This window comes from Polynucleobacter sp. MWH-Adler-W8, from assembly GCF_001889925.1.
In the GTDB taxonomy this organism is placed as follows: Bacteria; Pseudomonadota; Gammaproteobacteria; order Burkholderiales; family Burkholderiaceae; genus Polynucleobacter.
Genome location: NZ_LZFI01000003.1, coordinates 205,501 through 229,872 on the forward strand (window position 1 = coordinate 205,501; position 24,372 = coordinate 229,872).

The window sequence follows — 24,372 nt, forward strand, 5'->3', positions numbered from 1 at the left end:
ATGATGAGGCATTTGACCTCGGGAGCTAGAAAATATGCAGATTAAAGACATTCAAGATATTCAAAATTCAGAAAACGATCCAGAAACAGGCTTTACCTTGATTGAGGTGATGGTGGTGGTAGCCATTATTGGCATTTTGGTTGCGGTAGCCGTTCCTCAGTATCAAGACTACATTGCTCGAAGCAGGGTTGTGGAAGGTATGAATTTATCCTCTAGCGCTAAGCTTGCTGTGACAGAGGCTTTTGCAAGTCGCGGCACAGTGCCCATGGATGATGCAACAAATGGGGCTTTTACTTTTACGGCAACACGTAGCGTCAAGTTAATTGAGATCACACCCTCGGGCGCAATTACGATTGACTATCAAGTCAGTGTGGCGCCTGAAGGAAAAAATACACTTCATCTAGTGCCAACTAACGAGCCTGATGCGAATTCTCCTAAGCCTATAGATCTATCCAAGCCAGAGGGAGCAACTTGGGCGGGTGGTTGGTCATGTAGGTCTACGGAGACTAATTTGATTTCTCAGTTATTGCCTTCGGAATGCAGAATAGATAAATAATCAACTAAATAAAATGCCGCTCATGAAGCGGTTTTTTATTTATAGCCATAGTAAGGCCCTGTACCAGCATTGGCGCTGGATTTTCCGGAAATTCCAAAGAACACTGTCTTGCCGAAGAAAAATGGCAGACCCCAATCGAATTGACCTTGTTGGGTGCCAGCCAAATTCGAGTAAGCATAGTTATTAGAAGCAAATAAAGTATCTGCATTAGCGACTGAGAAGTTAATAGTGCCGGTCACATTATTTCTGAGTGACACTGAAGCGGTATAGTTTTGCGTAGAGCTGGGGCAGTAAAAGCCGGCGCTTAAACTGCATGCTTTCAGGACAGTGCTTTGACTGCCAGCTGGGAAGAAAAGCCCATTACTTCCACTGTCAATAAAGCTTCTACTAAAGCTAAGCCCGTTAAAAGTAGTGGTGAATAAACCAATGCTATTGGTTGGGATGATGCTTGCTCCACTTGAGGAGTTATTGCTCTGAGTATCCACGCCAAAGTACAAAGTCCCTGTGGCTGAGCTTGCTCCCGCAGGGCTAATGGCGGGGGTTTGCATTACCAGGCCATTATTATTTGCAGCAAATGCTGCCACAGGATTTTTGACTTGTAAGCTAGCGGTTTGAGTGATGGCTGTGCAGGTAGCATTCTGAGTGCCGCTGCAGGAGAAATAGTCTTGATTATCTGAAATAAGTAAGGACACACCCAAAATGCCGTTTGCTTTGAGGGTAGTCGTATCCTGTAATGGAGGCAAACCATTGCAATAGCTATTTGGGGCGCTTAGATAGTCGGAGTCACCGATTACTTGAATGGGTATAGCGCTTGCGACCTCCGAACTCATTTTGATATCAGCGGTTTTGACTGGTCCCCATGTAAGTCCAGATAAAAAAGATGCGCACTCTAGAACTGGTAAGTTGTTGTTTGTTTGTGTATTGAGTTGTAGAGATCCCAGCGCTGATGACAGTACCCTTAACCCGCTAGATCCCGTATCTAGAATAATATTTCCGACAGTTTGGCATTGAGAGGTACCTGGTTGACAGATGGTCACACTGACATAAGGAATATTAACGCTGTTGTCAGAACTTTTTTGCACGCTGAAACTAATTGCGTTCGGAGCGATATTGCTGCTTATATAGTCAGGTATAGGAACTGGAGTATCGGGAGTGGGGGTGTTGCTCGAGGTGCTTGAGCTGCTTGATCCGCCGCCTCCACCGCCACAGGCAAAGAGCGTCAACACCAATAGATAGATGCAAACCCCTTTGAAAAAATATTGGGTTTTCATTGGGGTAGATTGTTTACGGTGAAGCCAGTAGGGGCTTGCTTGGGCAGAAAAGCAAAGCCCTGAAATGCACCCATCATCCCTGTCGACTGAATGACAAGAGAGTCACTGCTGCTGTAAATGGAGCGACGGGATTGCTGGGCAGCAGATAAATAATTGCCATAGTAGCTCCCGAAAATAGCTTGAATATTTGGGAGGGTTGGACCGCTCCAGCTGATTGCAAAAACAATGCCACTAGGCGATACGTATTCTTGAAAGCTTGTTCCAGAATTTAGAGTTTGGGTATACAGCGAATAACCGTTTTGCTGTGTAGAGGTCAGCTCTGAATTAAATTGTTTTTGCTCGGCCAATATAGAAGCTGTAGTGCCGCCTAATTCTGCAAAACAAACTCCCGGTAGAGCGAGTCCTAAAAAGAAAAGACTAGTAAAAAGATATTTTTGGCATTTCATAAAACCTTCTTTTGTAAGATTTGTTTCTCGGACTTCCACTCCCCACTCTTGCCACCACTTTTCTCGAGTAGCTTGATATCACCCATCACCATGCCTCGGTCTACGGCTTTGTAAATGTCGTAGATTGTAAGGAGGGCAACCTGGACTGCAGTGAGTGCTTTCATTTCAAGTGCTTTAACTTCAATCTTAACGAAGTCTTTAGATTTGCTTTGGAAAGCGCTTATTTAGGGCCCTAAGGGAAAACCCATAACGTTTTTGCAATGCACAAATGAAATATTTTGATCTTTCAAAAGTTTATAACTATTATTGGTCGACATATATCGATCAGGAGTTTTACATGCTTGCAAAAGTGCGCTTAATTATTTCCATACCAATTCTTTTTGCTCTTATTTCTTGTGGTGGTGGCGGAGGTAGCGGCAGCACAAGTTCTACTAACTCTACTTCTGCAATTTCTGGTACTGCAGCTACTGGTGCCCCAATAACAAATGCAGTCGTAAATATTTATGATGCAAATGGGAAACTGGTTGGTACAACCACTACAGATAGTGGCGGGGCTTATTCTTTAGCGGGGATTGATGTCAACTCTCATCCAGGGCCCTATGTTATTGAGGTGACTGGTGGTGTCGGCGATTCAGTAACCACACTTTATTCAATTTCTGCCACAACAGGAACGGCTAACGTCAGTCAAATTTCAAATGCTATTGTGGCGACTATTGCGAAAGGGGACCCTAGTAGCTTAACTGCAGGCAATACCGCTACTGCTAGTTCCATTGGTTCTGTTGATAGTGCTTATCAAGGTGCATTAAGCACTATTTCTGGCGCGCTTAATGCCACAGGATCATTAATTTCTCAGAAATTTAACACTAATTTTGATGGCCTTTTGGATAGTGTTTTGGTGAACGTTAATCCCAATGGGTCTGTGGAGATGGGTACAGCTACTGGTCTATCGATGCCCGAGTTGGGTGACCCGACGGCAACTAGCGCTACCAGTGTTAAGTTGGCTACTATAGCCAATTCATCTTTGCCTGATAGTGCGCTTGCAAGCTTGCTTCCAGCCGCCACCGGTAGTGAGCTGCAAGTGACGGCAGCAATGTTAGAGCCTTTAAGAGCACAGCTACAAAAGTGTTTTTCAAATGCAGCAGCCTCTCGCATTACGCTTGGTGGCTCATTAAGTTCCAATCATCCTGCGTGGTCTGGCTTAAATGCTGATTGTGCTGGCTTAGATGATGGCAGCTTTAAGCATGAATCGTATTACTGGATTGATGGATTATCAGCAAACTCAACTGCCATTCCATCAACCTGCGCTAATTACAATGCATTTTGCTTAGGTTTTTTTGGGGCCATGCTAAGAGATTCAACTTACGATAATCTACAGTTTTTAAAGCCAAGAAATATTAGAGTGATTGGTAATAATCTTTACCATGTGCAATTTCCTGTGATGTATTGTGATGATGCTTCGCAGTCAGGCGTGACTTGCGGTCCAAATGGCTCCCGTGGGCAGTTTGGCGATGTAATTGGTTCGGTATCCTATGCAGTCATTAAATATGACTCTGTAGCTAAAACTTTTACATTCCATGGAAATCAAAGGGATGTTCAGAGCTATATGCAGGCTGCGGTACAACGTGTTCAGCTGGGGAGTACAAATAAATATCGATTTGAGAGTGCTTTTAATACTTATATAAATCCTTATAGTAGCCGTACCCTAAAACCATCAGTTACTACTTCTATATATCCAGTCAAAACAGTAATTACCGCTCTGAACCAGGCGACTGGCATGCTGCCTACGGGTGGGGTAACTTTAGCTAATAAGCTAAGTAAGAATAATGCGACAACCACGTCCAATATTACGTCACCTCCAAATTCTGGACTTCCGGGCGCAGTTATTTTTAACGTATGCAATGGTTATTTGAGTTTAGAAAATCCTGCAACTCTACCAAGCTCAATTCGTTCATATAATGCTAGCACTACAAATGCTGCGCCATGCGCGGGTTTATTGCGAATGGGGTATCGAGAATACGCTCGCGATCCATCAAGTGGTTTGTATACGCCGGCAATCGGCGCTTATCCTATAACATCATCAGTAATGACAAGCCCGGCTTTAATCGTGAACTATAACGATGATGGTTCAATTGCTGCGAATGCACGCACTTGGGATAGTGTTAGCTTTACCGCTAGAACTGGTGAGAAGTATTTATTTACCATCACTATGAGTGATGGCACTACGCTTAATTACATTAATCGCTTAAGCCATACTTTAATTCCGCCTGACGACCTTGTTAAGCTAGATTATCCAGAGCCTAGTGCTGATACGATAACTGCATTTAGTACTTTCAATGGTTCATCGAGCGCCAGTTTTTCACCAAGTTGGACAGCCATGAAAAGAGCTTATGTCTTTCAGGATGTAATTATGTGGAATCGAGGGGAGGCTGATTCACGAGCTGGGGTAAAAGCTGGATCTACAAGTAATAATATTTCCTGCAGCTCTTATAACAGCGGACTTTCAACTCCTAATATTACTGTTGGATCTGCCGTTAATTCTGATCCTTTAAATTGCAAGGATCCCAATAATTGGGTTTCAGGTGTAAATGGAGCAGCCGTTGATTCAGGGATTTTGCAGCTTAAAGCAAGACGGTCTGACGGTATCTTTGTTTCAACGCAAGTTAGGCAATATTGATTTTTTACTATTGCGCCTTAGTTAAATTTGGGAATTTTTAAACCACCTTCGGGTGGTTTTTTCTATTGGACAATTGGAGGCGATCTAAGTCTCGCTGATCCCTTTATCAAATTAATAGTTAAAGCTTTATTATGAAGTTTAGTTAACGTTTGCTTCCCCACTCTTACCGACACTCTTCTCAAGTAGATTGACATCACCCATCACTATGCCTCGGTCTACTGCTTTGCACATATCGTAGATTGTGAGGAGAGCAACTTGGACTGCAGTGAGAAACCCAGTAAAAAAACGAACTAAGAAGAACTAAAACAAACTAAACCTAAACCCATCGGGTTAAAAGTCAGGCCAACAAGGACAGCGTTAGGCCTGAAAAAAGAATAGCACAAGAGATATACAAGACCTAATCCATCCGCAGACTAGCTAAGCGCATTTTGATGTTGATAGCAGCAAGGTAGGATGCATTTCATTCGCAGACTTGTAGGGGGGGGGCGTACCCATTAGTGATTTTCCAGAAACCGACCCCCACGGTACCCGTACCCCACAAACCTAAACTTAACATCCCTATCTTGCCTACGCACAAGGTTTTGCTCAAATGATTTTGATTTATTTCTTTTTGGTCAAAAGTTCGACAACACTAACCTGTAAGTAGGCAGCTATTTTGCTTAGTATTTCTAGGGATGGGTTTGCAATTTGACGCTCTATTTTGCTAACTAGGGTTCTATCAACTCCAGATTCAAGCCCCAGCCTTTCTTGGGCAATCCCTTTTTCTTGCCTGAGCGCCTTTAAATTGTCACTTAAAACCACTTTTAGCTTAGTAAAGTCTTTTTCCCACATGGTGAACCCCCAAATACTAGGGTTATCACGCATAAATTGATTTAAAGCCACGGCTTATATTCCACGGATTTAAAGCTACAATAAATTCTATTATCTACAACCTTTATAGAGATTGAAATGAAATTACTTATTGCTGCTGCTTGTGCACTTTTATTGGCTGCTTGCGGAGGTGGCGGTGGAGGTGGTGGTTCTTCAGCTCCTGCTGCTTCTGCTGGAACCGCAGAGGGTTTATGGTCTGGCACTCTCTCATCAGGATATAACGCTTCAATTCTTGTGCTTCCCGATTCCTCAACCTGGGGTATTTATTCCGCTGGCAATACTATTTATGGGGCCTATAACGGAACTTCTACTGGTTCCGGCTCAACATTTAGTGCAAACATTACCTCTTTTAGTTTTTCAACTCGCACGTCTGCATCCGGCTCTTTATCCGGAACGGTGAACCCCGGAGTGTCTCTGGCTATTACGTCATCTACGAGTGGCACTACTGGTAATTTAATTTATAACAGTGCGTATAGCACCCCGGCCTCCCTCGCAGCTGTTGCAGGCAATTACACTGGGTGGGGTATAAGTAAATCAACTCTAGCGCAAACAGTAACTTTCACTATTAGCAGCTCGGGAGCAATTTCCTCATCCGTTCCTAATTGTTCTGTTGGTGGTTCAATTGCTCCTAGCAGTAGTGGAAAAGGTTATTACACGGTCTCCACTACCTATACAGGGTCAGCATGCGCCCTGGGTAATGGAGTCACAACTACTGGGGTTGCAGTTTTAGATTCTTCAAGTGGTGTAAACAAATTAATTGTCTTAACCTTGAATGGCGATAAGAGTGATGGCTATATAGTGCTTGGCACATCGTCAGGAACCCCTGGAATTGCTGCAACAGTAAACGCTCAGTTGGCATTACAAAATTCGGTTAAGGCCGCATCTGCCTATAAATTTAACTTGTACTCTACCAATGGTTGTTTAGGAACATTTAGCGATTCGAAAACCGTCCCATCAGCTGTTGGCTCTGGCTACCAATACAACACTACATCATCTCTTGCTTACTCTAATTGCACGCCAGCCTTAACGACTGGGTCAGAGATTGGGGTCGTTGACAGTAGCTATTTGCCGGTATCGTATACGATTACTTCAGGCAGTCCGGCTAATAATGCTTACTATGGCGTTTACTCAGGGACTCCAAATTTCCCAGTTTCTGTAACTGCTGGAGCAAGTGGAACAGTGGGAACTCAGAATCTCTATACAAATTCAAGTCTGAGTACTTCTGCTGGCCGGCGTGTTGTTACTTATACATCTTCTACGGATACCTCTAACTCAATCCTATTGAATCTGACCTATACAACTTACGATGCAAGTAATGCCTTGACCTATACTGAAGTTGATACACTTCGAGTAACAACCGCTGGTGTTGCAACGTTACTTGCGCTTCAGGTTACCTATGCAAACGGTGTTGTAGTGTATTTCCGTTAATCTATTTAATTTTTTTACCTTAAGCCACCTTCGGGTGGCTTTTTTATTTTTAAGTTATGGTTTTTAAAATTGCAAGAGCTAATTGCTCTGGGTCACTTAGGTCTAATTGCTTATACCCCGAAGGGGGTCGGCCTCGGGTTTTAAGCTTTTTATAGAACATGTTGCAGTGATTGCCTAAGTCAGTCAGATATCGGAACATTACACTTTTTTCACTACGCTTGGACTTTGCTTCCAGAGTCTCTTCACCATGCCTCCAGTGTGCGGCTCGAATTCGGTCTTTACCTTCTTTTGTTCTTGGACCCGTGCTTAACCCACCATGATGGCCGCAAACTGTCTTGCCTTTTAAAGCTGGTTTAGCGCACTGCAGCTTTGTTCTGGATAATTGGGCTTTGCAACGCCGACAGCGTATTCTTCCGCCAGCAGTAATTAAGTAGGGCTTAGGATTTGGAATCATATTTGCACCTTGTTTAGGGGGTCAGGGAGACGAGCTTTTATATTTGGCGTCAGAGTCATGACCGAGCCTTATCGATTCTCTTAGAAAGTGCAGGGAGTGCGTATTTTTGTATCAAAATAAAAAACCTTTTTAATAATCTCTCATGAAGGACTTTCTAGAAAAGCCATTAAATATGCACTACCTGCACTGGTTCAAATACACCGCTTGATTCACTAATTTGAATTAACTTAATGCCTAGGTAATAGCGCTTACCATTAGATGGCAGTTGTCTTACCCCACGCTCCTTAAGTTTTTGGGTGAGGCGAATTTTTGAAAGAGGGTTGGTTCCGTTAGCCCTACACCAGCTTTGATAGAAAAAATACACATCAGTTTCTATTGCCCGAGCTGCATCATCAAACTCAACCCTTTCTTCTAGGAAGTGTCCCAGTAGGTCAGATTCAGTTCTATATTCAGTGCTTTCTTGCTTGATGGTTGGGCATATAGATAAACCGCCTTGATACCATTTAACAGCGCCTTGAATAATCCACGCCAAAATACCATCAGCCTCTTGGGTTAGCTTTTCTTCAAGATTGGGGTCTCTTTCAACCTCTGCAAACTTACGGCCAAATGGGATTACAACTAACCTGCGCCAAATGCCGTCATCATCTTCTTTTACTACTGGTTTATGGTTTGTTTTTAGCCACGCCTTACCCGATGGCTTATAGGTCATATGGTCTTTATATAAAGCTCTGGCGCTAATTGCCTCTCTGCCTGCTAAAAGCTTTACAACTTGCTCATCTAGGCGGTCTCCGCTTTGCATTTCATTAAGCGATATATAGCGATAGCCAGCTAATCCAGCAATGTCTGAGCGAGGACTACTATCATCATCTCTTCTAGATTTTAGAAGGCTGGGCGAACCCGTTTTTCCATAGCTACCGGCTACGTGTTGAATGACGTTGGACATCACACTTTTGCCATTTGCGCCAAACCCATAGCAAATCACCATAATTTCTTCGGTGACGCTACCTGTAAAGGTATAGCCAAGCAACCTCTGAATAGAATCAACTAGTGCTTGATTTCCCTGAAAAACTTCGTTTAAGAACTTTAGCCACTGGGGGCACTGTGTATCAGTTAGGTAATTGGCATTGCATTGTTTAGTCATCAGCATTGTCGGGTTGGGTTGAATAAGCATCCCTGTTTTTAAATCAACCACTCCATTTTTAACGCCAAGCAAATACGCATCATGGTTGAGCAGGTCGACATTTTTCTCTGACATACCAGACTCACTTCTTGCCAGTGCAATCATCGATTTAATTTGTTGGCTGTTTTGAGCTTTAAGGGCATGGCTAAAAAGTCTACGTGAATTACCACTCTCATCCCCACTTTTTAGTGCTTCCAATGCTTTATTGGCAATAACGGTGGAAACTTGCTTAGCGGCGGCCTCTATCTCTCCGCCCATGCACTCTTCCCAAATAATGTCATTCCACCTGAACCACTGGTCTAGTTGCCAAACATATAAAAATTGACCACGATAGTACCTAGCAAAGAGTTCGCCATTTTGCTTATCACCTAATATCCTGTCCTCTTGCTCTGTAATCGATTCTGGTAAATCTCCGCCTGATTCAAAAACAAGGCCAGTAAATCCAATGCCAGAAAGCGTGCAAAGATGTTTAATGCCGTAACCAGTCGGATGCTTATGTAGTTCATTTAGCGCCCTTTGAAACCTGTCTGCAGCCACCATCTCATTAAAGCCTGGGTAAGGTAGTCCGTTATAGTTACCTTCGCTGTACTGGACAAAATAATCTTTACCTGCTTGCCCATAGGCTCTTGCTAATGCGTTGGCAACATCACTCCACACCTGCTCATCTTGGTTATCAATTTTGCTTAGAACTTGCACAAGGCTGGCATGAGTAAGTCTTGAATAGTTGCCCTCATCCACAGCCGTAACCTGCATTTGTATTGTAGGTTTTGTGTTTGCTACTTTTTGTGGAGCTTGGGCTTCTAGTAAATCAAAAATTGCTTGCAGGTCTTGGGCATCAACCACTTGCAAATTTGCATACTTTTTGCCCCATACATCGCCTGTAATTGTGTTCCAGAACTTGCCACTAAAGGCCTCAACTGCATGGCTAGGACCGTATTTAATAATTTCAGGGTGTTCATCAAAAAACTCATTTGGCGGTAGTGGGAACTTTTTCTTTCCGTAAGGAGGCATATCGCTCAGTAGAATGATTTTTGCACCGACACCAGAAGGACTTACCTCCATATAACTATTACAAGTCATTTCGGCAATGTCAGCACCCAAGCCAAGGATTTTGTCGCCACATACAAAACCATCTAAATCCAGAATATGTAGGTAGTAGTCCTTGCCATCAATCACAATGCGATTGCCTAACTCTGGTTGGTAAATGGCTAATCCCTTATTTGGAAATTGGTTGAGTTTTTGAATAGCAGCCGACAGGGATAGGTGCAAAGCAGGGTCGTCGTTCCCCCGTTTACTATAGGTCCAATCAAATGGCGCCTTTCCAATCTTGGCGGGGTCCTTGGGGTCAGGTTTTTCCATCCATAAGCAGAAGGTATTAAGGGTCTTAAATTCTGGTGGCAGGTTGCTTGAAATCTTCTTTATTAAGTCTTGGCTCATTTGGTTTCTCCTGAGCGCTGAGCAAGCCAGACATCAATATCGGACTCGTACCACCCCATTGCCCTTCCACCATGAACTAATGTGAAGGGTTTTGGAAATTGATTGTGTTGAATTAATGCGTAGATATGGCTATCTGATAGCGAGAGCTTTTCAACTAACTGACGCATTCTGAGGATTCGCCCTTGTTTGACTGTAAGGGTTAACAGTTTGTCTTTTATGGTCATCTATGCACCTATAGGAGTTAATCTAGGTGCTAGTTTCCAAGTGTGGATTTAATTCCCCACGAGCCTTTTCCAACTAATGGGGTCTTATGCGCTTATACCAATTTGAAATAGTTTTGATGGAAGGCTTACCCCCTTCAATGCCTTTGTTTTTCCAGTCATCAAAGATGATTTTTGCAGCCCCATTGGGCGTTAAATTGCCAGACTGAATTCGTTTTACTAACGCACTATTTTTTGTCCATAGCCGCCTAGCACTTGTATCTGCCTGAGATGCAGCTTCATCCGAACCATTGGCTCGCCCAATAATTTCTTTATTTTTATATTCTTCGTATTTATCAAGAATGGCCTGTTCATGTCCATGTAATAACTCATGCCCAATCGACTCCAAATCATAAATTAGGGAATGAGGTATCAAGGGACTATGACCTTCCAAAATGCTTTTTCTGGCTTTTTCAGAACTTTCTAAAAAACCCCTCAACCATGCTTTATCTTCCTCTGTCATTGGGGGGATATGAGCGGGGGGATTTTTTAACCAAGCCTCTGTCTTCTCTCTTTCTAGGGTTTGGGCGCTTTTTGGGCGCCCTCTCTTTGCGGGTGGTTTGTTAACAGCCATTGCCCCATTTTATTCATATCAGCCTAATTTTTCTGCAAGCAGCTCGGGGTTAGGGTGATAGTAGCGTTTGAGCATAGATAAGCTTTTATGACCAGACACAGCGCTAAGCTCAATCAAGTTGGGCAGTTTCTCGGCAAGCCTTGTAATGGCCATGTGCCTCAAGTCATGGAATCGAACATCCTTCACGCCTGCCTGTTTTCTAGCTCTGTTAAATGCTTGTGACACCACTTCATGCGTAACTGGGAATACTCTTCCATCAAGATTGCGTGGCATTTGGGTGAGTATTTGGATTGCATGGGTTGATAGCGGCACAGTTCTGCTTGTCCCGTTCTTGGTTAGTTGTAAAAATATCGTGCGTCGCCCAAGGTCAATATATTCCCAGCGAAGCCCCAGCAACTCACTTCTTCGCATGGCAGTCTCAAGCGCCAGTTTCACCAAAGGTAGCATCCATATCGAACGCCGCCCAGTCGGTTTTAATGCCTCAAAAAGAGCGTTAGTTTCAGTAGCATCAAGTATGCGACTTCTTCCTTGTGGGTTCTTAGGCCTCGCTACCAGCGCTACTGGGTTATTGATGTTGAGGCCCCACTCTTTTCGGGCGTAGCTGATGATGGAGGAAAAATAAGATAGTTCCCTGATGACCGTTGCTGGCGCTATTTCTTTAAGTCGTTCATCCCTGTGCTGGGCAATCTTTTGAGGGGTTAGCGCCACCATGTTCAGTTTTGCTATCGGGCGCCTTGCTAATGCTTTGAGACGAATGTAGTCGGCTTTACCTCCACGCATGGTGGGTAATACTTCAGCTATGTAGCGCTCAATGATTTCTGCGAAGATAGTACGCTCCGCCAGTACTAGGTTGGTGTAACTGCCTTTTTGCATTTCGACTTCAACTTGCTTTGCCCATTTCTCGGCATCGGCTTTATTAATGAAGGTTTTGCTTAGTGCAGCATGGCCTTTTATTTGAACTCGTGCCTGCCACTTACCGCTGCGGTTACGAAATGTTGCCATTTACCTCTCCTTGGTAGGACAGGATTAGGCCAAGAGTGTTTTTAGTCTCTCATTATTGCTTTACAGGTTAGCGTTTACTTATCTGCTGCCCAAGTACCGCTCTTGCCTCCACTCTTCTCAAGTAGCTTCACATCACCCATGACCATGCCTCGGTCTACGGCTTTGCACATATCGTAGATTGTGAGGAGAGCAACTTGGACTGCAGTGAGCGCTTCCATTTCTACACCGGTTGGTCCTGTGGTTTCTGCTCTGACTTGGCAGTAAATGCTGTTTTCACTTGGATTAGTTTGGAACTCCAGGCTAACGTGAGTTAGCGCCAGCGGATGGCATAGAGGAATGAGATCTGATGTTCTTTTGGATGCCTGAATACCTGCAATTCTGGCGATTCCTAAAACATCACCCTTTTTGTGGGTACCAGCCTCTACCATTTTGAAGGTCTCGGGAAGCATGGTGATCTTGCCCGTAGCGACGGCTATACGATGGGTATTGGGTTTATCGCCAACGTTTACCATGTGGGCTTGCCCGCTGGCATCAAAATGAGTTAGTTTGTTCATGGGATAAGTTTTACCATATAGAGATGCAAGACCTAAAGTCAGTTCCAAAAACCTCTTTTTTGCGCCGTGCTTTGGCTGTTCAGCTGATGTTGGGGTTGGCTTGCTCTGGGTTTCCTGCATATGCAGCTACCCCTGCTGGAGATGTGTCAGTGGAGGGTAATTCAGCCGCTATTCAGAATATCGGTAGGGCAATGCAGTCACCCGATGCACGTCCCGCTAATGCGCCTACACGTAGCACTATGCAAAGTCAGCCCACTATTGTTTTGCCTGATATGGGCGATCCAGGTGGCGATGCCTTAAGTCGAGTGGATGAGCGCAAGTATGGCGAAATGATCATGCGCCAGATTCGTCCAGATCCTGATTATTCAAATGATTTGCCGCTCTACGATTTTTTAAATCAGATGGAGCGTCGCTTATTACAAGCCGCTAAAAAGTTACAACTTGGTGGCGCTAATGAACAGGGAAGTGGCGCCTATAACTTTGAGGTATTTGCTGTTAAAGACAGTAGCATCAATGCGTTTGCATTACCTGGTGGATTTATTGGCTTTCATACGGGTTTGATTGTGAGCGCCGAATCGGATTCTGAAGTTGCCTCTGTAATGGGCCATGAAACTGGTCACGTTTTGCAGCGCCATTTGGCACGTCAGATGGATAAGCAAACAACCAATACCATGATTGCCATTGCCGGTATGGTGCTCGGTGCATTAGCGATGTCTCGCAACCCGCAGGCCGGAGCTGGTTTGATGCAGGGCGGGCAAGCAGTGGCAGTGAATAACCAACTCTCCTATTCAAGAGATGCCGAGCGCGAGGCTGATCGGGTGGGTTTTCAGATATTGGATGCCAGTGGATACGACGTCAATGGTGCGCCAGGATTTTTCCAGCGCCTGCAAAAAGCCACCGGCATTATGGATAAAGGGGTGCCCTCTTATGTACGCACCCATCCTTTAACAACCGACCGCATCGCAGATATGCAAGATAGGGCGCGTACCGTTGCAGCCCGTAGTGTTCCTACATCAGTAGAGTTTTATTTCATCAAGGCTCGTGCGCGCATGGAGCAAGCTGGAACCTCCAGTGGAATGTATGACTTAAAAAATACCTTTGAGAGCTTGAGTAAACAGCAGCCGATTGGTAAACAGTTAGAGGGTTTTTATGGGCTAGCCTTGATAGCGCAGCGCCAAGGAAAAATAGACCAAGCAGAGGCTGATTTGCAGCAAGCACGCAATCTAGCTCAGAAGGCAAGTGCCCCAGGGTCGCCTATTCAAAGACAGAGCCTATCGCTGGATATCACCGCCTCTGAACTTGCTCTAGCAAAAGGCAAGGGAGAGGAGGCATTACAAATAGCCCAAGCGACTTTGCGCACCTATCCTCAGTCATATGCTGCTGGTGCCGCCATGATTAATGCGGATTTAAAACTCGGCCGCACCAATGATGCGATTACTTGGTTAAAAGCGCGCATAAGAGCACAGCCTAACGAAGTGGTGTGGTGGGACCTGCTATCTAAATCCTATGATCAAGCTGGCAATATCCCTATGCGCCATTACGCACTCGGTGAAAAATATGCCTTAGAGGGTGCTTGGCCTTCGGCAATTGAACAACTCCGTATTGCTAGATCAGCAGGTGGCGCTGATTTTTATCAGGGCTCGAGCATTGATGCCCGTTTACGAGAGATGCAGCGTCAATACCAAGATGAGCTCAAGGAGCAGGGCAAGCAGATGCCTGGCTAAGGTTGTGGCTGCGCTATATAGTTAAAGCGAGAGGCTAGCTCTTCGGAGTGAATGGGGTCTAGAGGCAGTTGTTTGTCTTGCCATGTCCAGGAGCCACCAAAGCTGCAAGCCTCTTCACGCAGCTTGGCTAGCTCAGAAAAATGATCAAGATCGTGACCGTGTAACAGGGCAACTGTTTGACTATCTCTTTTAACAAATTGATTGTTGTCATTTTTATTCCTGCTATAAATCGTTTGATTTACTGTGCCAACAATATAAATATTGCCTTTCTCATCGCTTAGCGCGGCAGTGGGCTCCATGATTTGATGGCATTGATTAGTGAGATCCGCTCCGGCGCCACTTGGAATAATTCGCACTATCCAAGGGGTCGCATCTAAGGTAATAAAAACGCGTTGCGGGCCATTCTGGAAAAAGTATCTACCGCTCTCATCGCAAGCATAGTTACGCCCAATGAAATCATTAAGCGCAGCATGTTGAATCACTTGGCCTGGGAGATTATTTTGTTGTGCGAACTCGTCACGCATGCGCCAATGGCCGCGGCGATCTAAAGCAAGCCAGCCATAGCAATCAGGTACATTGGGCCACTTCATGAGTGACCGAAGCACTTGATCATCCATGATATTTAGTGCAAGCCGTGCGGTGTAGAGGGCGCGTCGAAGGTGTCTTCTGTGGAGTGACTGGCATGCAAATGGGCAATCCGCCAGCCCTGACTATCCTGTAAAAGTACGAGTGTGATATTCAGAAAAAATTCTGCTTCAACTTGATCGGCTCTCAGATGAACTGCTTCAGTAGTGTCGTATACCGCAGCACCTAAAACAGAATGACTAATGCAAGCAATGGGCTCTAAGAATAAAGGTTGCTTTGCGAGCAGTCTCTCTAGGCCCTCACGAATTTCTGCGTGACCTGTTAGGCGATGACCTTCTGGCAGAACGCAGGTAATAGAGTCATCATCCAGCCAAATATCCAGAGCACCTTGAATATCGCGATGACCTAATGCATCTCGCCATGCTTCGACAACATCATCCGCATTGTGAAAGAGTCTGGCAAGTTTGGTCATGGCTTACTGTTCCTGGGTTATGGCTGCAAGGTATTGAGTGTAGCGAATACTTGTTCTGGCAAGATGTCGTTTAAGCACTTTAAGTGACCCAGTGGGCATTCTCTTTTATGGCATGGACTGCAAGGCAGGTTGAGCCAAATTACCTTAGCTTTATCTGATAAAGGTGGGGTATGGGCTGGGTCGCTTGATCCAAAAATGGCAACTTGAGGGGTTCTGAGGGCTGCCGCAATGTGCATTAAGCCGGAGTCATTGCTGATAACCGCTTTGCCCATGCCAATCAAGGCAATCGCTTCATCTAGTGAAGTATCTCCACACCAGTTATGAATGTGACTATCTTGCTTTGCCTGGGGCTGAATTTCTTGGGCAAGTGCATGGTCGCCTTTGCTACCCAAAAGAATGATCTGACTATGCGGATTGCTGGCAATGAGTTTTTGCGCCAATTGTGCAAAGTGACTTGTGGGCCAACGTTTCGTTGGGCCGTACTCAGCGCCAGGGCACATCACGTAGACGTTAGCTGGATCAACTTTGGCATTGAGTAATTTGGTCTGCACCGATTGATTAGCGGTAGAGGATACATTTAACTTGGGTACGAGATTGCTTCCTGTTGATACAGATTGCCCTTCATTAAGCAGTTGGCTTAATGCAAGATAGTGCTCGACCATGGGCGGGCGATTTACCTTGCTTGGATTATCTAGTGATAAGTTAATTAAGCCAAAGCGTAATTCACCGCGATAGCCAACCCGAAAAGGAATATTAGCGAGCCAAGGAATGAGTGCTGACTTAAGACTATTGGGTAAAACAAAACAAGCTTGATATTTTTTTATCGCCAGCTCTTTTGCTAGTTGTTTACGTAAGCCCCACTGCAATTGTTTGTGTTCAAACTTAGCTTCGATGACTTCATGTACTTCAGAGCAAGCGCGATAAATTGGAGCAACCCAAGTGCTGGCGAGTACGTCAATGTTTGCTTCTGGATATTGTTTTTTGAGGGATGCTAATAATGGCTGAGTCATCACAGCGTCCCCAATCCAGTTTGGGGCAATGATCAGAATACCGTGCATTTGATGTATCCCGACTCAGCACCTCAAGAAGAGGTGCTGATAAGGCTTAGTGACCGTGCGGCTCAGTGCCGGGAATGAGTTTGTACTCTGTGCCACAGTATGGACACTTGGCTTCACCGGTCTCAGTGATGTCTAGAAAAACGCGTGGATGCGAGTTCCATGCTGGAGTTTTATTGGTGGGGCAATGTAAAGGTAAATCTTTGCCATCCACCATAACCACTTGAGCTTGAGTCATGTGCTGTTTCCTAATTGCTGAAATTACTTAATGTTTTACTTAACGTAAGTGAGCCAAGATTTGTATTGGTCATTTCTTCCGTACACAGCATCAAAATACGTCTTTTGAATTTTTTCAGTGATAGGACCACGCTTGCCATCACCAATAGTGCGGTCATCTAATTCGCGAATAGGAGTTACTTCAGCAGCAGTACCAGTGAAGAAGGCCTCATCAGCGGAATAGACTTCATCACGAGTGAGGCGTTTTTCACGAACTTCATAGCCAAGATCTTTGGCGATCTGGATAACGGAGTCACGTGTGATGCCATCTAAACATGAGGCTAAATCTGGTGTGTACACAATCCCGTTGCGAACCATAAAGAGGTTTTCACCGGAGCCTTCAGAAACATAACCTTCGGTATCCAGCAACAGAGCTTCGTCGTATCCATTGGCAGTCACTTCTTGGTTAGCCAAAATGGAGTTGATGTAGTAGCCCGATGCCTTGGCGCGAACGAGTGAAGAATTGACGAAATGACGTGTAAATGAGGAGGTTTTAACTCGAATACCCTTATTTAGGCCATCTTCACCCAAATAAGCGCCCCATTCCCAGGCGGCGATCGAGGTGTGGATGCTGTTGCCTTTGGGGGAGATTCCGAGTTTTTGGGAGCCGATAAAGATAATTGGGCGTATATAGCAGGCTTCGAGCTTATTGCTGTTAACTACGTCAATAATGCCCTTGGTGATCTCTTCTGGGCTGTAAGGCATATTCATTTGGAAGATCTTAGTGCCGTTAAAAAGGCGCTTTACGTGCTCTGGAAGGCGGAAAATGGCGGTTCCCTGGGGGGTTTTATAGGCGCGGATGCCCTCAAATACGCCCATTCCGTAGTGCAGGCTATGGGTTAGCACGTGAATATTGGCCTCGCGCCAAGGAATTAGCTTCCCATCAGTCCAAATAAAGCCATCGCGGTCGGACATCGACATTTTCTTTACCTTTTGTGTCTATTAAGTATCTGTAACAGCGGTTTAAGCAGAGCACTAGGCTGGCAGTGTTTGGTCTTCCGGCCCAGAATGCATTTAAGTCCTTATTGTAGAGCAGGCAGGGCAGTCTGTCGGCTCCGATCCTCGGGGGTGGATGGGCCAAGAGCCTTTAGAATGGAACATTCCCCATAAACCACTTCTTTACCAAAACTCATGCCGGAATCCTTATTTAAAGTTAAGCGTTTAAGTGAATTAGCCCAATCAGGTCAATTAAAGGGTAAGCGGGTATTTATCCGTGCCGATTTGAACGTTCCGCAAGATGAGGCAGGCAACATTACAGAAGACACGCGTATTCGGGCATCGATGCCTGCTGTACAAATGTGTTTGGATGCTGGGGCAGCAGTGATGGTGACTTCGCATTTAGGTCGTCCCACCGAAGGGGAATTTAAACCCGAAGATAGTTTGGCTCCGGTAGCCGATCGCATTGCCAGTTTGCTGAATCGTAAAGTGCCTTTAATTAGCGATTGGGTGAATGGCGGCTTTGAAGTCAATCCAGGCGAGGTAGTCCTACTGGAAAACTGTCGTCTCAATGTGGGTGAGAAAAAAAATAGCGACGAGCTGGCCAAAAAAATTGCTGCATTGTGTGATGTGTATGTCAACGATGCATTTGGAACTGCGCATCGCGCTGAAGCCACCACCTACGGTGTAGCGAAGTTCGTACCAGTAGCGTGTGCCGGCCCTTTGATGGCTGCTGAATTAGATGCGCTAAGTCGTGCACTAGCCAGTCCAAAACGTCCTTTAGTCGCCATTGTTGCTGGATCTAAAGTTTCATCCAAGCTTACTATTTTGAAGGCCTTGTCTGAGAAAGTGGATGAGCTCATCGTTGGTGGCGGCATTGCAAACACCTTCATGCTGGCCAAAGGTTTGCCTATTGGTAAATCTCTTGCTGAGCCTGATTTGGTTGATGAAGCTAGAGAGATCATGGAGATCATGGAAAAGCGTGGCGCTCATGTGCCGATTCCTGAAGACGTAGTGGTTGCCAATGAGTTGTCTCCATTAGCCCGCGCAAACCGCGTACCTGCGGATCAGGTTGCAGAAGACGACATGATCTTGGACATTGGTCCAAAGACTGCTGCACGTTTATCCATCATGCTCGCTCACGCTGGCACGATTGTTTGGAATGGTCCATTGGGCGTATTTGAAATTGATCAATTTGGAGGCGGTACCAAGATGTTGGCCGCAGCCATTGCGCACTCACCTGCATTCTCGATTGCTGGTGGCGGCGATACTTTGGCGGCGATTGCAAAGTACGGTATTGAGAATCAAGTGGATTACATCTCTACTGGTGGCGGCGCTTTCTTAGAGTTCTTAGAAGGCAAAACCTTGCCAGCCTTTGCGGTACTTGCTGAAAGAGCGAAAGACTAAATATGTTGAGAGCAACCAAGATCATTGCAACCTTAGGACCTGCTTCCGAGAAGCCCGAAGTGTTGCGTGACATGATTCGTGCGGGTGTAGATGTAGTGCGCATGAATTTCTCTCACGGTACCGTTGCTGACCATAAAGCGCGTCACGATTTAGTGCGAACTATCTCCGCTGAAGTGGGTAAAGAGGTTGGCATCATGGCCGACTTACAGGGCCCCAAAATTCGTGTGGGTAAATTTGCAGATAGCAAAATCCTCCTCAAAGAAGGTGAAAAATTTACCCTGGATGTGGCTTGTGAGCTCGGCGATCAAACTAAAGTGGGTCTTGATTACAAGGAGTTGCCAGGCGATGTAAAGCCGGGTGACCGTCTTTTATTAAATGATGGCTTAGTAGTTCTTACGGTTGAGAGCGTTAAGGGCGGCAAGATATTTACCATCGTTGAGCAGGGTGGACCACTCTCCAATAACAAAGGCATTAATCGCGCTGGTGGTGGCTTAACCGCCCCTGCGCTGACTGAAAAAGATATTGCTGACTTAGACGCTGCAATCTCAATGGGCGTAGATTTCTTGGCGATCAGCTTTCCAAAAGATGGTGCTGATATGGCCTATGCCCGTCAGTTGGCAGACGCAGCTAGCACCAAGTATGGCGTTGGTAAAGTCAGAACGATTGCGAAGGTAGAGCGTGCAGAAGCGATTGAGCCTGAAGCCCTTAAAAGTATTATTGCTGAGAGCGACGGCATCATGGTTGCTCGCGGCGATCTCGCCATTGAAGTGGGTAATGCAGCAGTGCCTGCATTACAAAAGCGCATGATTGCTTGGGCGCGTGAGGCAGACAAATTTACGATTACGGCTACGCAAATGATGGAGTCGATGATTAATGCGCCAGTACCAACGCGTGCTGAAGTCAGCGACGTTGCTAATGCAGTATTGGATGGTACTGATGCAGTGATGTTATCTGCTGAGTCTGCTGCAGGCATGTATCCCGTGCAGACTATTAAAGCAATGGCAGAGATCTGCGTTGAGGCAGAAAAGTCAGATCGCGTGAAACTCGACACCGACTTCTTAGATCAGACTTTTACTCGTATCGATCAAACGATTGCCCTAGGAGCTTTGTTTACTGCTCATCATTTAAATGCCGATGCTATCGCAGCTTTAACGGATTCTGGCTCAACAGCCATTTGGATGAGTCGTCATAATATTCACGTCCCGATTTTTGCATTGACCTCTAAGATCGCTACACAGCGGGCATTAAGCACCTATCGTAATGTCACACCGATTGGCCTGGATTACACAAAAGATCGTGACACTGCTTTGCAAGAGGTCGAGGCTTGTTTGAAAAAATCGGGCGCTGTAAAAACAGGTAATACTGTTGTGCTTACTTCTGGCGAACCGATGGGCGAGCCCGGTGGTACCAATACCCTCAAGATTATTCACGTGAAGTAATTCACATTGAAAATGACTCAAAACAAATTTATTTTTAACCTCATTACTATTTATTAAGAGAACATCATGGCTTTAGTATCTTTAAGACAACTCTTGGATCATGCTGCTGAAAATGGTTACGGCCTGCCAGCATTTAACGTGAACAACTTAGAGCAAGTAACGGCGATTATGGAAGCAGCAAATGAAGCTGACTCCCCTGTCATCATGCAAGCTTCTGCTGGTGCACGTAAATATGCTGGTGAGGCGTTCCTGCGCCATCTGATTTCTGCTGCGGTTGAGGCTTATCCGCATATTCCGGTAGTGATGCACCAAGACCACGGTCAAAGCCCAGCAGTGTGTATGGCTGCGATTAAGAGTGGCTTTACCAGTGTGATGATGGATGGCTCCTTAGAGGCCGATGGTAAAAGTGTTGCTAGCTACGAGTACAACGTAGACGTATCCAAAGAAGTGGTGAAGTTCTCCCACTCTATTGGAGTTACGGTTGAGGCTGAATTGGGTGTATTGGGCTCACTAGAGACCATGCAAGGTGATAAAGAAGACGGTCATGGTGCTGATGGCAAGATGACTCGTGAGCAATTGTTGACTGACGTTGAGCAGGCTGCTGATTTTGTAAAGGCTACTCAGTGCGATGCCTTAGCAATTGCGATCGGTACTAGCCATGGGGCATACAAGTTCACTAAAAAGCCGACGGGCGATATTTTGGCAATCGATCGCATTAAAGAAATTCATGCGCGCATACCTAATACGCATTTGGTAATGCATGGTTCTTCTAGTGTTCCACAAGAGTTGCTTGCTGAGATCCGTGAATTCGGCGGTGATATGAAAGAAACTTACGGTGTTCCGGTTGAAGAGATTCAAGAGGGCATTAAGAATGGCGTTCGTAAGATCAATATCGATACGGATATCCGCTTGGCAATGACCGGTGCAATTCGTCGTTACTTTATTGAAAATCCAAGCAAGTTTGACCCACGCGATTATTTGAAGCCAGCCCGTGAAGCCGCCAAGAAGGTTTGTATTGCACGCTTCCAGGCCTTTGGTTCTGCAGGTCAAGCCTCCAAAATTAAACCGATTTCTTTAGAGAAGATGGCTGAGCTATATAAGAGCGGCAAATTAACTCAAATTGTGAAGTGATTTAAATATGCCTGCTTTGTACGCTACCTCTATTAAGTCATTACCTTTGTTGTCCAAGGGTAAAGTGCGTGATGTTTATGCATTAGATGACAACAAGTTGCTGATGATTACTACCGACCGTCTTTCTGCGTTTGACGTAGTGATGGGTGAGCCCATTCCTGAGAAGGGTGTAGTTCTCAATCAAATGGCCAATTTTTGGTTTGATAAATTGGCTGCAGTGATTCCTAATCATTTGACTGGCATTGATCCAGCTACTGTAGTGGCAGCGGATGAGATTAGCCAAGTCAAAGGTCGTGCGGTAGTTGCTAAACGCTTAAAGCCCATTTTGGTTGAGGCAGTGGTCCGTGGTTACTTAGCTGGTAGTGGCTGGAAAGACTACAAAGAAACTGGCAAGGTTTGCGGCATTGCTTTGCCGGAAGGTTTAGAGAATGCCCAGAAATTACCTGAGCCTATTTTTACTCCTGCTGCTAAAGCAGAGTTTGGTCAGCATGATGAAAACATCTCATTTGAGAAAGTCATCGAGCTCATTGGTGAAAAGTTAGCCAATCAAATTCGTGAAGTGAGTATTCGTTTGTACAAAGAGGCTTCTGAATACGCAGCTACTCGTGGAATCATCATTGCTGATACCAAGTTTGAGTTTGGCTTAGATGCCAATGACCAACTGGTGTTGATGGATGAGATCCTGACAGCCGACTCTTCTCGTTTTTGGCCTGCAGAGACCTACTATGTAGGCTCTAACCCACCTTCTTATGACAAGCAGTTTGTGCGTGATTGGCTAGAAACCGCCATGGTGGATGGTAAGTTATGGCCTAAAACAGCCCCTGCACCGCAATTGCCAGCAGATGTGATTGAAAAGACTGCCCAAAAGTATCGTGAAGCGCTTACCCGCCTTACTGAGACTTCTTGAGTCAGGGATAATAGAGTCCTTAATGGTTATAAGGCATTTGGAGAGGTAAATGAGTAAGAAGCCAATCGTCGGAATAGTGATGGGATCCAATTCAGATTGGGACACCATGCAGCACGCCGCTCAAATGCTTGAGCAATTCGGCATTGCTCATGAGGCAAAAGTACTCTCCGCACACCGCATGCCAGATGACATGTTTCAGTACGCTGAAAAAGCGCAGGCGAATGGTTTGCAAGCCATCATTGCTGGTGCAGGTGGCGCAGCTCATCTACCAGGCATGCTCGCCTCAAAAACGATTGTTCCTGTTTATGGCGTACCTGTCGCTAGTAAATATTTGCGTGGAGAAGATTCTCTCTTTTCTATTGTGCAGATGCCTAAAGGTATTCCGGTTGCTACTTTTGCGATTGGTGAAGCCGGCGCAGCAAATGCTGCCTTGCATGTGATTGCAGGTTTAGCTTTGCATGATGCTGATTTAGCAAAGCGCTTAGAAGATTTCCGTGCCAAGCAGTCTGATGCTGCACGCTCAATGAATTTGCCGGGATATTAATTACATGGCAGATCGTATGGAACCCATTTTGCCGGGTTCATATTTAGGAATTTTAGGTGGCGGTCAATTGGGGCGGATGTTTACTCAAGCCGCTCAAGCGATGGGCTACAAGGTTTGCGTGCTCGACCCTGGCTCTGATAGTCCTGCAGGCTCTATTGCTGAAAAATTTATTCAAGCTGACTACACTAATAGTGCCGCTTTAAAAGAGATGGCTGCACTATGTTCATCAGTGAGTACTGAGTTTGAAAATGTTCCCGCTCAAGCTTTGGATGAGTTGGAGTCTTTGGGTGTATTTGTGGCGCCACGCAGCAGTTGCGTGTCTCTTGCCCAAAATCGTATTGCTGAGAAAAATTTCTTAGCCACTTGGAAGTCAGAGACCAATATTGGCCCAGCTCCCAACTTTGTGATTGAGCATGAGGCTGATATTGCCCATGCTCCAAAGGAGCTCTTCCCTGGAATCTTGAAGACTGCTCGAATGGGTTATGACGGCAAAGGTCAGGCTACTGTTTACAGTGCAGATGAATTGACTACTGCATGGAATGAGTTCGGGCGCGTGCCTTGTGTTTTAGAAAAGCGCATGGAATTAGATTTTGAAGTGTCAGCTTTGGTAGTGCGTGGTTATGACGATGCTGTAGTAGCCTATCCAGTGGCCCAAAATATCCATCGTGACGGTATTTTGCATACCTCGACTGTGCCAGCCCCTTCACTGAAGCCTGCTCAGGAAAAGAAAATCATTGATGCAGCCAAGGCGCTGATTCGGAAGATCGATTACGTTGGTGTTCTTTGCGTAGAATTCTTTGTGCTGAAGAACGGCGACATCGTGGCTAATGAAATCGCACCACGCCCGCACAACTCTGGTCACTACACCATGGATGCTTGTGTGAGCAGTCAGTTTGAACAGCAGGTACGAGCAATGGCTCGTTTGCCTTTGGGTGATACCCGTCAGCTTGCGCCTGTATCCATGTTGAACTTGTTGGGTGATCTTTGGTTTGAGGGTAGTGAAGATCAACCAAAAGAGCCTGCATGGAATAAAGTTCTGGCTCACCCTGATGCAAAGCTACACCTGTATGGCAAATCTGCGCCACGCATTGGTAGAAAAATGGGTCACATTAACTGCTTAGGCGAGAATCTCAATGAGGCTCGGAAAAATTGCGCAGCTGTTGCTACCGAACTAGGGATCGAGCCCTAGA

23 protein-coding genes and 2 pseudogenes are annotated in these 24,372 nt (G+C 45.5%); 10 read left to right on the plus strand and 15 right to left on the minus strand.

Annotated elements, in window-relative coordinates:
• The first annotated feature begins 34 nt into the window (after positions 1-34).
• Positions 35-556 (plus strand): pilin, encoded by a 522-nt coding sequence (locus AOC28_RS04480; RefSeq protein ID WP_143143877.1) that lies wholly within the window; start codon positions 35-37, stop codon positions 554-556.
• Between the two features lie 35 nt (positions 557-591).
• On the opposite strand, the gene AOC28_RS04485 is transcribed toward AOC28_RS04480, so the two are convergent.
• The 3 genes and pseudogenes from AOC28_RS04485 to AOC28_RS04495 form a co-directional block, all read right to left on the minus strand.
• Entirely contained in the window at positions 592-1,827 is a 1,236-nt protein-coding gene (locus AOC28_RS04485) for a DUF3443 domain-containing protein (protein ID WP_072582762.1), read from the minus strand.
• A complete protein-coding gene (locus AOC28_RS04490) occupies positions 1,824-2,273 on the minus strand; it encodes a DUF2844 domain-containing protein (protein ID WP_072582763.1) in 450 nt (149 codons plus the stop codon). The genes AOC28_RS04485 and AOC28_RS04490 overlap by 4 nt, the downstream gene beginning before the upstream one ends.
• A pseudogene (locus AOC28_RS04495) lies at positions 2,270-2,443 on the minus strand (cyclic pyranopterin monophosphate synthase MoaC); the annotation flags it as partial. The gene AOC28_RS04490 and the pseudogene AOC28_RS04495, both read right to left, overlap by 4 nt.
• 167 nt (positions 2,444-2,610) lie before the next feature.
• Between AOC28_RS04495 and AOC28_RS04500 the strand changes: the two are divergent.
• Positions 2,611-4,947, plus strand: a complete 2,337-nt coding sequence (locus tag AOC28_RS04500) for a carboxypeptidase-like regulatory domain-containing protein (RefSeq protein WP_072582765.1) — start codon at positions 2,611-2,613, stop codon at positions 4,945-4,947.
• A 138-nt stretch (positions 4,948-5,085) separates the two neighbouring features.
• Here AOC28_RS04500 and AOC28_RS04505 read toward each other — a convergent pair.
• Both AOC28_RS04505 and AOC28_RS04510 read right to left on the minus strand, forming a co-directional pair.
• Positions 5,086-5,217, minus strand: a pseudogene (locus tag AOC28_RS04505) (cyclic pyranopterin monophosphate synthase MoaC); the annotation flags it as partial.
• Positions 5,218-5,547: 330 nt separating this feature from the next.
• On the minus strand, positions 5,548-5,829 hold the full coding sequence (locus AOC28_RS04510) for a helix-turn-helix transcriptional regulator (RefSeq protein ID WP_143143878.1): 282 nt from the start codon (positions 5,827-5,829) through the stop codon (positions 5,548-5,550).
• 66 nt (positions 5,830-5,895) lie between these two features.
• On the opposite strand from AOC28_RS04510, the gene AOC28_RS04515 reads away from it, so the two are divergent.
• Positions 5,896-7,245 (plus strand): hypothetical protein, encoded by a 1,350-nt coding sequence (locus AOC28_RS04515; RefSeq protein ID WP_072582768.1) that lies wholly within the window; start codon positions 5,896-5,898, stop codon positions 7,243-7,245.
• Positions 7,246-7,865: 620 nt separating this feature from the next.
• Here AOC28_RS04515 and AOC28_RS04525 read toward each other — a convergent pair.
• The 5 genes from AOC28_RS04525 to moaC all read right to left on the minus strand — a co-directional run bounded on the left by AOC28_RS04525 (position 7,866) and on the right by moaC (position 12,706).
• Positions 7,866-10,316 (minus strand): phage/plasmid primase, P4 family, encoded by a 2,451-nt coding sequence (locus AOC28_RS04525; protein WP_072582770.1) that lies wholly within the window; start codon positions 10,314-10,316, stop codon positions 7,866-7,868.
• Positions 10,313-10,540: an AlpA family transcriptional regulator gene (locus AOC28_RS04530; protein WP_083564224.1), complete on the minus strand. Its 228-nt coding sequence runs from the start codon at positions 10,538-10,540 to the stop codon at positions 10,313-10,315. The genes AOC28_RS04525 and AOC28_RS04530 overlap by 4 nt, the downstream gene beginning before the upstream one ends.
• A 73-nt stretch (positions 10,541-10,613) precedes the next feature.
• Entirely contained in the window at positions 10,614-11,039 is a 426-nt protein-coding gene (locus AOC28_RS04535; protein WP_143143879.1) for a hypothetical protein, read from the minus strand.
• A gap of 129 nt (positions 11,040-11,168) precedes the next feature.
• Entirely contained in the window at positions 11,169-12,152 is a 984-nt protein-coding gene (locus AOC28_RS04540; RefSeq protein WP_072582772.1) for a site-specific integrase, read from the minus strand.
• 74 nt (positions 12,153-12,226) lie between these two features.
• Positions 12,227-12,706 carry a cyclic pyranopterin monophosphate synthase MoaC gene (gene moaC / locus AOC28_RS04545; protein WP_072582905.1) on the minus strand — a complete coding sequence of 160 codons (480 nt, stop codon included), beginning with the start codon at positions 12,704-12,706 and terminating at the stop codon, positions 12,227-12,229.
• Positions 12,707-12,729: 23 nt separating this feature from the next.
• On the opposite strand from moaC, the gene AOC28_RS04550 reads away from it, so the two are divergent.
• Positions 12,730-14,430 carry a M48 family metalloprotease gene (locus AOC28_RS04550; RefSeq protein ID WP_072582773.1) on the plus strand — a complete coding sequence of 567 codons (1,701 nt, stop codon included), beginning with the start codon at positions 12,730-12,732 and terminating at the stop codon, positions 14,428-14,430.
• Here the strand turns inward: AOC28_RS04550 and AOC28_RS04555 are convergent.
• Genes AOC28_RS04555 through AOC28_RS04575 form a run of 5 tightly spaced genes read right to left on the minus strand, consistent with a single transcriptional unit; the run spans position 14,427 to position 17,739 of the window.
• On the minus strand, positions 14,427-15,047 hold the full coding sequence (locus AOC28_RS04555) for a DUF2946 family protein (protein WP_072582774.1): 621 nt from the start codon (positions 15,045-15,047) through the stop codon (positions 14,427-14,429). The genes AOC28_RS04550 and AOC28_RS04555 overlap by 4 nt on opposite strands.
• Before the next feature lie 5 nt (positions 15,048-15,052).
• A complete protein-coding gene (locus AOC28_RS04560; RefSeq protein WP_072582775.1) occupies positions 15,053-15,487 on the minus strand; it encodes a nuclear transport factor 2 family protein in 435 nt (144 codons plus the stop codon).
• Positions 15,488-15,504: 17 nt separating this feature from the next.
• Positions 15,505-16,545 carry a lipopolysaccharide heptosyltransferase II gene (waaF, locus tag AOC28_RS04565; RefSeq protein ID WP_072582776.1) on the minus strand — a complete coding sequence of 347 codons (1,041 nt, stop codon included), beginning with the start codon at positions 16,543-16,545 and terminating at the stop codon, positions 15,505-15,507.
• Positions 16,546-16,591: 46 nt separating this feature from the next.
• Complete coding sequence (locus AOC28_RS04570; RefSeq protein ID WP_072582777.1) at positions 16,592-16,780, minus strand: zinc-finger domain-containing protein; 189 nt, start codon at positions 16,778-16,780, stop codon at positions 16,592-16,594.
• A gap of 35 nt (positions 16,781-16,815) precedes the next feature.
• Positions 16,816-17,739 (minus strand): branched-chain amino acid transaminase, encoded by a 924-nt coding sequence (locus AOC28_RS04575; RefSeq protein WP_072582778.1) that lies wholly within the window; start codon positions 17,737-17,739, stop codon positions 16,816-16,818.
• A gap of 210 nt (positions 17,740-17,949) precedes the next feature.
• Between AOC28_RS04575 and AOC28_RS04580 the strand changes: the two genes are divergently transcribed.
• The 6 genes from AOC28_RS04580 (at position 17,950) to AOC28_RS04605 (ending at position 24,371) form a co-directional block, all read left to right on the plus strand.
• Positions 17,950-19,161: a phosphoglycerate kinase gene (locus AOC28_RS04580; RefSeq protein ID WP_072582779.1), complete on the plus strand. Its 1,212-nt coding sequence runs from the start codon at positions 17,950-17,952 to the stop codon at positions 19,159-19,161.
• A 2-nt stretch (positions 19,162-19,163) separates the two neighbouring features.
• Complete coding sequence (gene pyk, locus AOC28_RS04585; protein ID WP_072582780.1) at positions 19,164-20,600, plus strand: pyruvate kinase; 1,437 nt, start codon at positions 19,164-19,166, stop codon at positions 20,598-20,600.
• Between the two features lie 66 nt (positions 20,601-20,666).
• Positions 20,667-21,731, plus strand: a complete 1,065-nt coding sequence (gene fba / locus AOC28_RS04590) for a class II fructose-bisphosphate aldolase (RefSeq protein ID WP_072582781.1) — start codon at positions 20,667-20,669, stop codon at positions 21,729-21,731.
• Positions 21,732-21,738: 7 nt separating this feature from the next.
• Positions 21,739-22,638, plus strand: coding sequence for a phosphoribosylaminoimidazolesuccinocarboxamide synthase (locus tag AOC28_RS04595; protein WP_072582782.1), 900 nt, complete (start codon positions 21,739-21,741; stop codon positions 22,636-22,638).
• Between the two features lie 49 nt (positions 22,639-22,687).
• On the plus strand, positions 22,688-23,182 hold the full coding sequence (purE, locus tag AOC28_RS04600) for a 5-(carboxyamino)imidazole ribonucleotide mutase (protein WP_072582783.1): 495 nt from the start codon (positions 22,688-22,690) through the stop codon (positions 23,180-23,182).
• A gap of 4 nt (positions 23,183-23,186) precedes the next feature.
• Positions 23,187-24,371 (plus strand): 5-(carboxyamino)imidazole ribonucleotide synthase, encoded by a 1,185-nt coding sequence (locus AOC28_RS04605; protein WP_072582784.1) that lies wholly within the window; start codon positions 23,187-23,189, stop codon positions 24,369-24,371.
• Position 24,372 lies beyond the last annotated feature (1 nt).

Bases quoted from the DNA above. Each gene is read 5' to 3' on its own strand.
- AOC28_RS04480 (WP_143143877.1), top strand. From the start codon at position 35: ATGCAGATTAAAGACATTCAAGATATTCAAAATTCAGAAAACGATCCA.
- AOC28_RS04485 (WP_072582762.1), bottom strand. From the start codon at position 1,827: ATGAAAACCCAATATTTTTTCAAAGGGGTTTGCATCTATCTATTGGTG.
- AOC28_RS04490 (WP_072582763.1), bottom strand. From the start codon at position 2,273: ATGAAATGCCAAAAATATCTTTTTACTAGTCTTTTCTTTTTAGGACTC.
- AOC28_RS04500 (WP_072582765.1), top strand. From the start codon at position 2,611: ATGCTTGCAAAAGTGCGCTTAATTATTTCCATACCAATTCTTTTTGCT.
- AOC28_RS04515 (WP_072582768.1), top strand. From the start codon at position 5,896: ATGAAATTACTTATTGCTGCTGCTTGTGCACTTTTATTGGCTGCTTGC.
- AOC28_RS04525 (WP_072582770.1), bottom strand. From the start codon at position 10,316: ATGAGCCAAGACTTAATAAAGAAGATTTCAAGCAACCTGCCACCAGAA.
- AOC28_RS04530 (WP_083564224.1), bottom strand. From the start codon at position 10,540: ATGACCATAAAAGACAAACTGTTAACCCTTACAGTCAAACAAGGGCGA.
- AOC28_RS04535 (WP_143143879.1), bottom strand. From the start codon at position 11,039: ATGACAGAGGAAGATAAAGCATGGTTGAGGGGTTTTTTAGAAAGTTCT.
- AOC28_RS04540 (WP_072582772.1), bottom strand. From the start codon at position 12,152: ATGGCAACATTTCGTAACCGCAGCGGTAAGTGGCAGGCACGAGTTCAA.
- moaC (WP_072582905.1), bottom strand. From the start codon at position 12,706: ATGAACAAACTAACTCATTTTGATGCCAGCGGGCAAGCCCACATGGTA.
- AOC28_RS04550 (WP_072582773.1), top strand. From the start codon at position 12,730: ATGCAAGACCTAAAGTCAGTTCCAAAAACCTCTTTTTTGCGCCGTGCT.
- AOC28_RS04555 (WP_072582774.1), bottom strand. From the start codon at position 15,047: ATGGATGATCAAGTGCTTCGGTCACTCATGAAGTGGCCCAATGTACCT.
- AOC28_RS04560 (WP_072582775.1), bottom strand. From the start codon at position 15,487: ATGACCAAACTTGCCAGACTCTTTCACAATGCGGATGATGTTGTCGAA.
- waaF (WP_072582776.1), bottom strand. From the start codon at position 16,545: ATGCACGGTATTCTGATCATTGCCCCAAACTGGATTGGGGACGCTGTG.
- AOC28_RS04570 (WP_072582777.1), bottom strand. From the start codon at position 16,780: ATGACTCAAGCTCAAGTGGTTATGGTGGATGGCAAAGATTTACCTTTA.
- AOC28_RS04575 (WP_072582778.1), bottom strand. From the start codon at position 17,739: ATGTCGATGTCCGACCGCGATGGCTTTATTTGGACTGATGGGAAGCTA.
- AOC28_RS04580 (WP_072582779.1), top strand. From the start codon at position 17,950: ATGCCGGAATCCTTATTTAAAGTTAAGCGTTTAAGTGAATTAGCCCAA.
- pyk (WP_072582780.1), top strand. From the start codon at position 19,164: ATGTTGAGAGCAACCAAGATCATTGCAACCTTAGGACCTGCTTCCGAG.
- fba (WP_072582781.1), top strand. From the start codon at position 20,667: ATGGCTTTAGTATCTTTAAGACAACTCTTGGATCATGCTGCTGAAAAT.
- AOC28_RS04595 (WP_072582782.1), top strand. From the start codon at position 21,739: ATGCCTGCTTTGTACGCTACCTCTATTAAGTCATTACCTTTGTTGTCC.
- purE (WP_072582783.1), top strand. From the start codon at position 22,688: ATGAGTAAGAAGCCAATCGTCGGAATAGTGATGGGATCCAATTCAGAT.
- AOC28_RS04605 (WP_072582784.1), top strand. From the start codon at position 23,187: ATGGCAGATCGTATGGAACCCATTTTGCCGGGTTCATATTTAGGAATT.